At 72.6% G+C, this 8,308-nt stretch carries 5 protein-coding genes; 3 read left to right on the top strand and 2 right to left on the bottom strand.

What is annotated here, in order from left to right:
* The first annotated feature begins 355 nt into the window (after nucleotides 1-355).
* Nucleotides 356-1,693: a class I SAM-dependent RNA methyltransferase gene (locus tag ABZX40_RS22910; RefSeq protein WP_355740952.1), complete on the top strand. Its 1,338-nt coding sequence runs from the start codon at nucleotides 356-358 to the stop codon at nucleotides 1,691-1,693.
* A gap of 204 nt (nucleotides 1,694-1,897) precedes the next feature.
* On the opposite strand, the gene ABZX40_RS22905 is transcribed toward ABZX40_RS22910, so the two are convergent.
* The gene (locus tag ABZX40_RS22905) at nucleotides 1,898-4,318 is read right to left on the bottom strand and encodes an MMPL family transporter (RefSeq protein WP_355740954.1); all 2,421 of its coding nucleotides are present in this window, start codon (nucleotides 4,316-4,318) and stop codon (nucleotides 1,898-1,900) included.
* 175 nt (nucleotides 4,319-4,493) lie between these two features.
* Here ABZX40_RS22905 and ABZX40_RS22900 point away from each other — a divergent pair, with 175 nt between their 5' ends.
* Together ABZX40_RS22900 and ABZX40_RS22895 are read left to right on the top strand one after the other, a co-directional pair.
* Nucleotides 4,494-5,768, top strand: coding sequence for a histidine kinase (locus tag ABZX40_RS22900; RefSeq protein ID WP_355740956.1), 1,275 nt, complete (start codon nucleotides 4,494-4,496; stop codon nucleotides 5,766-5,768).
* The gene (locus ABZX40_RS22895) at nucleotides 5,743-6,405 is read left to right on the top strand and encodes a response regulator transcription factor (RefSeq protein ID WP_355740958.1); all 663 of its coding nucleotides are present in this window, start codon (nucleotides 5,743-5,745) and stop codon (nucleotides 6,403-6,405) included. Before ABZX40_RS22900 ends, ABZX40_RS22895 begins: the two co-directional genes overlap by 26 nt.
* Nucleotides 6,406-6,561: 156 nt before the next feature.
* On the opposite strand, the gene ABZX40_RS22890 is transcribed toward ABZX40_RS22895, so the two are convergent.
* Complete coding sequence (locus ABZX40_RS22890; protein ID WP_355740960.1) at nucleotides 6,562-7,809, bottom strand: cytochrome P450; 1,248 nt, start codon at nucleotides 7,807-7,809, stop codon at nucleotides 6,562-6,564.
* Between the last annotated feature and the right edge of the window lie 499 nt (nucleotides 7,810-8,308).

Here is an 8,308-nt window from a genome sequence, read left to right as displayed (position 1 = left end):
GTCCGCGGCCGGGCCGCGGACCGGGTCGTCGGCGGGGGCGCGGGGTACGGGGCGGGAGGGTGAGGGGGAGTCTCCTCGGGGCGGGGGCGGGGGCGGGGGCGTGGATGCGGGCTGAGGGCTGAGGGTGGGGAGTGGGAGTCTCGGGGCGGGGGCGGGGGCGGGGGCGTGGATCCGGGCTGACGGCTGACGGCTGACGGCTGAGGGGGGAGTGGGCTGAGGGGGGGGAGTGGGCTGGGGTGCTGCTGCGTGGGGCGGAGCGGGGCGGTTCGGGGACGTAGACTGGTGGGCTGTTGTGCGGCCTCGCCGTCGGCTTTCGCTCTTCTCTCCCCCCTTCACGTACTGGAGTCGTCCCGCCATGCAGGCAGAACCTAGGAAATCGCTGGTCGGGGCCGAGTACGAGGTCGAGGTCGGGCCCGTCGCGCACGGGGGGCACTGCATCGCGCGGACCGCTGAGGGGCAGGTGCTGTTCGTCCGGCACGCGTTGCCCGGCGAGCGGGTGGTCGCGCGGGTGACCGAGGGCGAGGAGGGGGCGCGGTATCTGCGGGCGGACGCCGTCGAGGTGCGGGAGGCGTCGAAGGACCGGATCGAGGCGCCCTGTCCGTACGCCGGTCCCGGCCGGTGCGGTGGGTGCGACTGGCAGCATGCGAAGCCGGGGGCGCAGCGGCGGCTGAAGGGCGAGGTGCTCACCGAGCAGCTGAAGCGGCTGGCCGGGCTGACCCCGGAGGAGGCCGGGTGGGACGGCACGGTGATGCCGGCCGAGGGCGACAAGCTGCCGGCGGGCGAGGTGCCGCGGTGGCGGACGCGGGTGCAGTACGCGGTGGACGCGGGGACGGGACGGGCGGGGCTGCGCCGGCACCGTTCGCACGAGGTCGAGCCGGTCGAGCACTGCATGATCGCCGCGGAGGGTGTGGACGAGCTGGGGGTCGAGCAGCGGGACTGGACCGGTATGGAGTCGGTGGAGGCCATCGCGGCGACGGGGTCGCAGGACCGGCAGGTCATTCTGACGCCGCGGGAGGGTGCGCGGCTGCCGATCGTGGAACTGGACCGGCCGGTGTCGGTGATGCGAGTGGGGGAGAAGGACGGCGGGGTGCACCGGGTGCACGGCCGGCCCTTTGTCCGGGAGCGCGCGGACGGCCGTACGTACCGGGTCGGCAGCGGTGGCTTCTGGCAGGTGCATCCGAAGGCGGCGGACACGCTGGTGACGGCGGTGATGCAGGGGCTGATGCCGCGCAAGGGCGACATGGCGCTCGACCTGTACTGCGGGGTGGGCCTCTTCGCGGGGGCGCTGGCCGACCGGGTCGGGGAGAAGGGCGCGGTCCTCGGCATCGAGTCCGGCAAGCGGGCGGTGGAGGACGCGCGGCACAATCTGGCGGACTTCGACCGGGTGCGGATCGAGCAGGGCAAGGTGGAGGCGGTGCTGCCGCGGACCGGGATCACAGAGGTCGATCTGATCGTCCTGGATCCGCCGCGGGCGGGGGCGGGGCGCAAGACGGTGGAGCAGGTGGTGGGGCTGGGGGCGCGGCGGATCGCCTATGTGGCGTGTGATCCGGCGGCGCTGGCCCGGGATCTCGGGTACTTCCGGGAGGGGGGGTATCGGGTGCGGGTGCTGCGGGCGTTTGATTTGTTTCCGATGACGCATCATCTGGAGTGCGTGGTGATTCTGGAGCCGGTGGGGAAGGGGAAGGGTTCCTGAGCTGCGGTTTTGCGGGTGCCCGGTACTGCGGGGGCGCTTGCGGTTGGCGGCGAGGGGGGATCCCGTCGGCGTTCATCCTGGCCCCAGGCCAGGCCGGGCCGCGGACAGGCCGTAGTTCATCCCCGTCCTGATGAAGGCACGGGTACGCGGGCCCGTCCGGCCGACCCCTCATCCGGCCGGACGTGCGGTGGCGCGGTCGCAAGCTCACAGCTTGGCGCGGCGGTCAGCCAGCCGTGGACGCGGGGTCTTACCCGTGGATTCCGCGTCGGTGCCGTCGGTGCCGTTGGTGTCGTCCGTGCCGTCGGCGCCGCCCGTGCCGCCCGTGCCGTTGGTGTCCTCCGTGTCATCCGTGCCGCCCGTGCCGTCCGTGATCACCGGGCCGTGGGGAAGTATCCGGTCCAGCCACTTCGGCAGCCACCAGTTGGTTCGGCCGAGGAGTGTCATGGTCGCCGGTACCAGCACCATGCGTACGACCGTGGCGTCGATGAAGATCGCGGTGGCCAGGCCGAGCCCGAACATCTTGGTGGAGGGGTCCTCGGCGACGGCGAAGGACAGGAAGACCGCCACCATGATGAGCGCGGCCGAGGTGATGATCCGGGCGGTGCGTGAGACGCCCTCGACGATCGCCGTGTTGTTGTCGCCGGTGCGCAGGTACTCCTCGCGGATGCGGGCGAGGAGGAACACCTCGTAGTCCATCGACAGGCCGAACAGGATGGCGAAGAGGAACATCGGGATGAACGACACGATCGGAACCGTCGATTCCAGCCCGATGAGTGCGCCTCCCCAGCCCCACTGGAAGACGGCGACCATGATGCCGTAGGCCGCGCCGATGCTCAGCAGGTTCAGCAGTACCGCCTTGAGCGGTACGAGTATCGAGCGGAAGACCGGCACCAGCAGCAGGAACGACATCGCCAGCACGGCGGCGACGAGCAACGGCAGGCGTTGACTGGTGCGTTGGCCCACATCGGACAGGCTCGCGGTGGCGCCGCCGACGTGGGCCCTGGCCGGGCCGTGTCCGATCGCCGTGGGCAGTGCGCCGGTGCGCAGCCGGGCGATGGTGTCGGCCGTGGCCTTGTCCTGGGGGCTGGTGGTCGGGAACACCACGAGGGTCGCGATGCCGCTGGCCCGGTCGATGTGCGTCGGCGCGACGGAGGCGATGCCCGGATCCGCCGAGACGGTCGTGACGAGTCGGTCCAGTACGCCCGGATCACCGGCCGGGTCCGCGGCGATGACGAGGGGACCGTTGGTGCCCGGGCCGAACCCCTCGGCGACGAGGTCGTAGGCGCGGCGCTCGGTACGGCTGTGGGGCTGTGAGCCGTCGTCGGGCAGGCCGACGCGCAGGCCGAGCACGGGCAGCGTCGCGGTCAGCAGCAGCCCCGCCGCGCCGATCGCGTACGGCAGCGGGTGGCGGCTGACGTGGCCGATCCAGCGCCGCCAACCGGCGGCGGGAGCGGTGCCCCCCGCCGTCGTGTCCCGTCGCCGTGCGGGTCGGCCCGGCTTCCCCGTCCGCAGCGCCCGGCCGATCCGGCCAGCCCGGCCAGCCCGGCCGGTCCGGTTAATCCGGCCAGCCCGGCCGGTCCGGGTCAGGCGTGGGCCGGCCGCGCCGAGGAAGGCCGGCAGCAGTGTCACCGACGCGACCACCATGGTCAGCACGACGATCGAGACGGCGAGCCCGCCCACCGTCACGAACGGCACGTTCGCGACCGCGAGGCCGAGGATCGACACGACGACGATGCCACCGGCGAAGACGACGGGCCGGCCCGCCGTGGCCACCGCCCGCCCCGCCGCCTCGTGGGGAGCGAGCCCGCGCGCCAGGTACTCCCGGTGCCTGGCGAGCACGAACAGCGCGTAGTCGATGCCCACTCCGAGCCCGACCATGCTGCCCAGGACCGGGGCGAAGGCCGGGACGTCCGTCACCCCCGCCAGCACGGTCATCGTGGCCACTCCGATGGTCAGCCCGAAGACCGCCATGCCGATCGGCAGCGCGGCGGCGACGAGCGAACCGAACGCCAGGAACAGGATCGCCGCCGCGGCGAGGAGACCGATCAGCTCGCTCACGCCGCCGCCGGCTTCGGAGAAGGCGTAGAAGAGGTTCCCGCCCATCTCGATGCGCAGGGGCAACTCCGCGCGCAGCCGGTCGCCGAGACCGACGAGGGCGTCGAGGTCTTCGCCCGACAGCCGGCTCTGGTCGGGATACTGCACCCGGACGACCGCGATCCGCCCGTCGGTCGAGACAAGACCGCCGCGTACGGCGGTGTCCCCGCCCGCGTCGAGGGCCCCCGCCGGGTCGCTGGTGCCGAGCACGTGCGGCAGCCGCTCCACCTCGGCCTGGAGCCGCGTGAGAGCGGTGCGCGCGCTGCCGTGGTCGAGGAACGTCGTACCGCCGTCGAGGGGGGTGACGACCACTTGGGCGGTCATCCCCTCCTGGCCGGTACCGGCCCGTTCGATCAGTTCCGCGGCCCGTTGGGAGTCCAGCCCCGGAGCGGTCATCGAGTCCGCGGTCCGCCCGCCGAAGGCGAGCGCGGCGAGGACGGCGAGCGCGGCGGCGATCAGCCAGGCCGTGATCACCCGCCAGGGATGGCGGGCGGCGCCTGCGCCCAGGCGCAACAGGGCTTTCGAGAGCATCGGGTCCTCCAACCACGTCGTCGGCCGCACTGGTACGGCCGCCGCTGCCGAGGCTCGTCGCCAGGGCGCTCCGCCGCATCGGCTCGCGGGCCGTGGATCCGTCGGCCCCGGGGCGGAGTGACGCCCCGTCCTTTCGGCCGATGCGCGGCGCGGTGTGGTGCCTAGGCTGAGCACCGTGCTGCGAGACGACCTGCGAACCCTGTGGAGCGAACCCCGGCCGCCCGGTGCGCCCGCCCGGGTGTGGCGGGACTGGGCGCTGCTCGCCGTCGGCCTGGGCGGGGTGGTGCTGGAGGCCACCCTGCGCGAGCACGTGGTGTGGCGGCCGGTGGCGGTGGTGTTCGCCGTCTGGCTGTGCCTGCTGCCCTTGTGGCGTCGGACGCGGCCACTGGCGGTGGTCACGCTGGCGTTCGGTTCGGCGATGCTGTTTCACGTGGCCTCGCTCGTCGCGGCACCGGGCGAGTCGGTCGGCCTCGCCACCGGCACGGTCGTGATCGTGCTGGTGTACGCGCTGGCCCGGTGGGGGGCGGGACGGGAGATCGTGCTCGGCGGCGCGGTGATCCTCGCGGCCTGCACCCTGGGGACGGTCACGGACGGGACCCCGGTCGTCGAGAAGGTCGCGGTCTTCGTCTTCCTGCTGCTGCCCGGCGTGGTCGGGGCTGCCGTACGGCTCGGGGTTCTCGCTCGCGAGCGGCAGTGGGACCAGGTGCGTTCCCGCGAGCGCGAGCAACTCGCCCGGGAACTGCACGACACGGTGGCCCACCATGTGTCGGCCATGGTGATCATCGCCCAGGCGGGCCGGGTGCTCGCGGACACCGACCCGTCCGCCGCCGTCGAGGCGCTGGAGGGGGTCGAGGAGGAAGGGGCGCGCACGCTGGAGGACATGCGCGCCATGGTCGCCGCGCTGCGGGACCGCGGCGTCGGCGCCGAACTGGCGCCGCCGGGCGGCGTCGCGGATCTGGAGCGCCTGGTGCGGACCCCGGGTGGCCGCCTCAGGGTGGACCTGGGACTCGACGGCGAGCTGGACGCCTTGCCCCCGGCCGTGGACGCGGCCGTCTTCCGCATCGTGCAGGAGTCGGTGACCAACGCGATGCGCCACGCGGTCGACGCGACCGAGGTCGTCGTCCGGGTCACCGCCGAAGGGCACACGGTACGGGTGAGTGTGCGCGACAACGGTCGGCGGGTCGGCCGGGGCCGGGCGGGACCCGGGTCCGCCGGATACGGGCTTCCCGGATACGGGCCTGCTGGACACGGGCCTGCTGGAGACGGACTTCCCGGATACGGGCCCGCCGGACACGGCCTTGCCGGATACGGGCTCGCCGGGCTGCGTGAGCGTGCTGCCCTGCTCGGCGGCAGACTACGAGCCGGCCCGTGCGCCGACCAGGGCTGGCATGTCGAAGCCGAACTGCCGAGAGCGAGGAGTGACCGTGGGCATTCGCGTCCTCGTCGCTGACGACCAGGCCATCATCCGCACCGGGCTGCGGATCATGCTGAACGCCCAGCCCGGCATCGAGGTGGTCGGCGAGGCCGCCGACGGACACCGAGCGGTACAGCTGGCCCGCGAACTGCGCCCCGACGTCTGTCTGTTCGACATCCGCATGCCCGTACTCGACGGGCTCGAAGCCACCCGGCTGATCGCCGGCCCCGGCGTCGCCGACCCGCTCGCCGTGGTCGTCATCACCACGTTCGACCTGGACGAGTACGTCTACGGCGCGCTGCGTGCCGGTGCCCGCGGATTCCTCCTCAAGGACACGGGACCCGACCTTCTGGCCCAGGCCGTACGGTCGGCGTCCGACGGTGAGGCGCTCATCGCCCCCAGCGTCACCGTCCGTCTGCTCCAGGCATTCGCGGACCTGCCCGCCGGGCGGCGCGCGGCCCAGCCGGTCTCCCCCGTCACCGCCCGTGAGGAGCAGGTGCTCCTCGCCGTCGCCCGCGGGCTGACCAACACCGAGATCGCCGACGCACTCCACATCAGCCTCAGCACGGTGAAGACGCATCTGGCGAGCCTGATGGCCAAGCTCGGCGCCCGCAACCGGGTCGAGATCGCGATGTGGGCCTACGAAACGCGCCGTATCCTCCCCGGGACCTGAGCGGGGTGCCGTGCCGGGCCATGTGCTGCTGCCATGAGGCCCCGCCCGGACGTCAGCGCAGCGGTCGTCCCATCGTCGGCTCCCCGTGCCTCTTGGCCGACCTCCGACCTGGCTTTTCTCCTGACCCGTCCCGGTCGGTCCCTTTCCGCTGACGCATCATCGCGCCGTACGGCCCGCCGGGCGCAGGAGGACGGGCAGGGTGAGGACGTCGTTGCCGATGAACGACGGCTGGGGGGCCGGAGTTTTGCCCTCGTCCGCGAGGACGATGTCCGGGAACCGGGCGAAGAGGGCGGGCAGCGCCACGGCGGCCTCCAAGCGGGCGAGCGGAGCGCCGAGGCAGTAGTGGATGCCGTAACCGAAGGCCAGATGGTCTCTGTCCACGCGGTCGATCTCGAAGCTGTGCGCGGCGTCATGCAGGGACGGGTCCCGGCCGTGCGCGCCGAAGCCGATGAGGATGGGCTCCCCGGCCGCTATGGTGACGCCCTCGCCGAGATCGATGTCACGGAGCGCGAACCGCAGCGGGAGATGGACGACCGGCGGATGGAGCCGCAGGGTCTCCTCGATGACATCGGCCCAGCGGGCGGGCTCGGCCAGGGCCGCGCTCAGCTGCTGACGGTGGGTGAGAAGGGCCCGGACGGCGTTTCCGATCAGCGCGATCGTGGTCTGGCTCCCGGCGCCGATCATCAGGAGCAGGGTGGAGATCAGCTCCGGCTCGCTGAGCCGGTCCCCCTCGTGGGCGGTGAGCAGCAGACTGGTCATGTCGTCGCCGGGCTTGTGCCGCTTCGCCTCCACGAGTTGGTGCATGACGGTGACCAGCCCGGTCGCGACCCGCTCCGACTCCTCCTGGGGGACATCGGTGGCCAGGATCGCGTCGGCGACGGAGAGCACGTCGGGGCGCTGGTCCTCGGGAACGCCGAAGAGATCGCAGATCACCCGGGTCGGCACCCCGTGCGCGAAGTGCGCCCGCAGATCCACCGCGGCGCCGCCCTCCAGGGTGTCCAGGGCCTCCAGGTCGTCCAGGAGGTCGGTGACGACGGACTCGATCGCGGGCCGCAGCGACTCCATGCGCCGCGGTGCGAAAGCGGGGCTGATCAGCTTCCGCAACCGGGTGTGCTCGGCCCCCTCGGAGGTGGCCATGGAGTGCACGTCGAGCCAGGGGGAGAGCCAGGGGACGGCGCCCGGCTGGTAACCGGGCCAGGCGCCACGGGCGTTCCTGGTGATGTCGGGATGGGTGACCACGCGCTTGACGACATCGCCGCGGGTGATGGACCAGGCGATGACGTTCTGGGGCAGCCGGACCCGCGTGGCGGGCCCGGTGGTGCGGAGTTCCTCGATCTGCTCGTACAGCCGGTCACCTCCGTCGCTGTCCAGGACCGGGATGGAAACCTCGTGGCTGGTGGTCATGAGACACCTCCGGTCACACGGGCGGCCCGTCGGGGGAGCGGCGATGGTGGTGCGGTCGCGTTCCTGGTGCCGGGTCGTGCCGGTGCGTGGATGGATGGGCTTCGCGGCGACGGGGGAATCGGTACCGGGGATTGTGGGGGGCCGGGTCGGGTTCGGGTAGAGGGGGAATCGGCCTCTTGTCTGGTTTCTGAGGTGATTCGGGGTTGCCTGGGCGTCTGCACGTCCGCGGATGGGTGCGGTTCAGGCTGAGGTGGGTGGGGAGTCGTCCCTTGCGGAACACGGTGCGTGTGGGGTGGTGTTCGACGTCATGCCTCTGGGTCCGGACCGGATTCGAAGGCCGCGAAGCACTCACGCTTGGGGGCGCGCACTGGCCGCGTACTGCCCTGCTGGGCCGCCTATAGGCATCGGACACGGGTGGGGGACGGTGCGGGCGTTGCCCGCCTGGGGTCGTGAGCATGGATCCTGCGGCCATGTCCGCCCGGGTTCACTTGGACGCTCT

It is taken from the genome of Streptomyces sp. NPDC004610 (assembly GCF_040609715.1).
Lineage (GTDB): Bacteria > Actinomycetota > Actinomycetes > Streptomycetales > Streptomycetaceae > Streptomyces.
Note: the sequence above shows the minus strand (reverse complement) of the source record. Positions and strands in the feature narration are given on the sequence as shown.

Coding starts and splice junctions, on each gene's coding strand:
- ABZX40_RS22910 (WP_355740952.1), top strand. CDS start 356: ATGCAGGCAGAACCTAGGAAATCGCTGGTCGGGGCCGAGTACGAGGTC.
- ABZX40_RS22905 (WP_355740954.1), bottom strand. CDS start 4,318: ATGCTCTCGAAAGCCCTGTTGCGCCTGGGCGCAGGCGCCGCCCGCCAT.
- ABZX40_RS22890 (WP_355740960.1), bottom strand. CDS start 7,809: ATGACCACCAGCCACGAGGTTTCCATCCCGGTCCTGGACAGCGACGGA.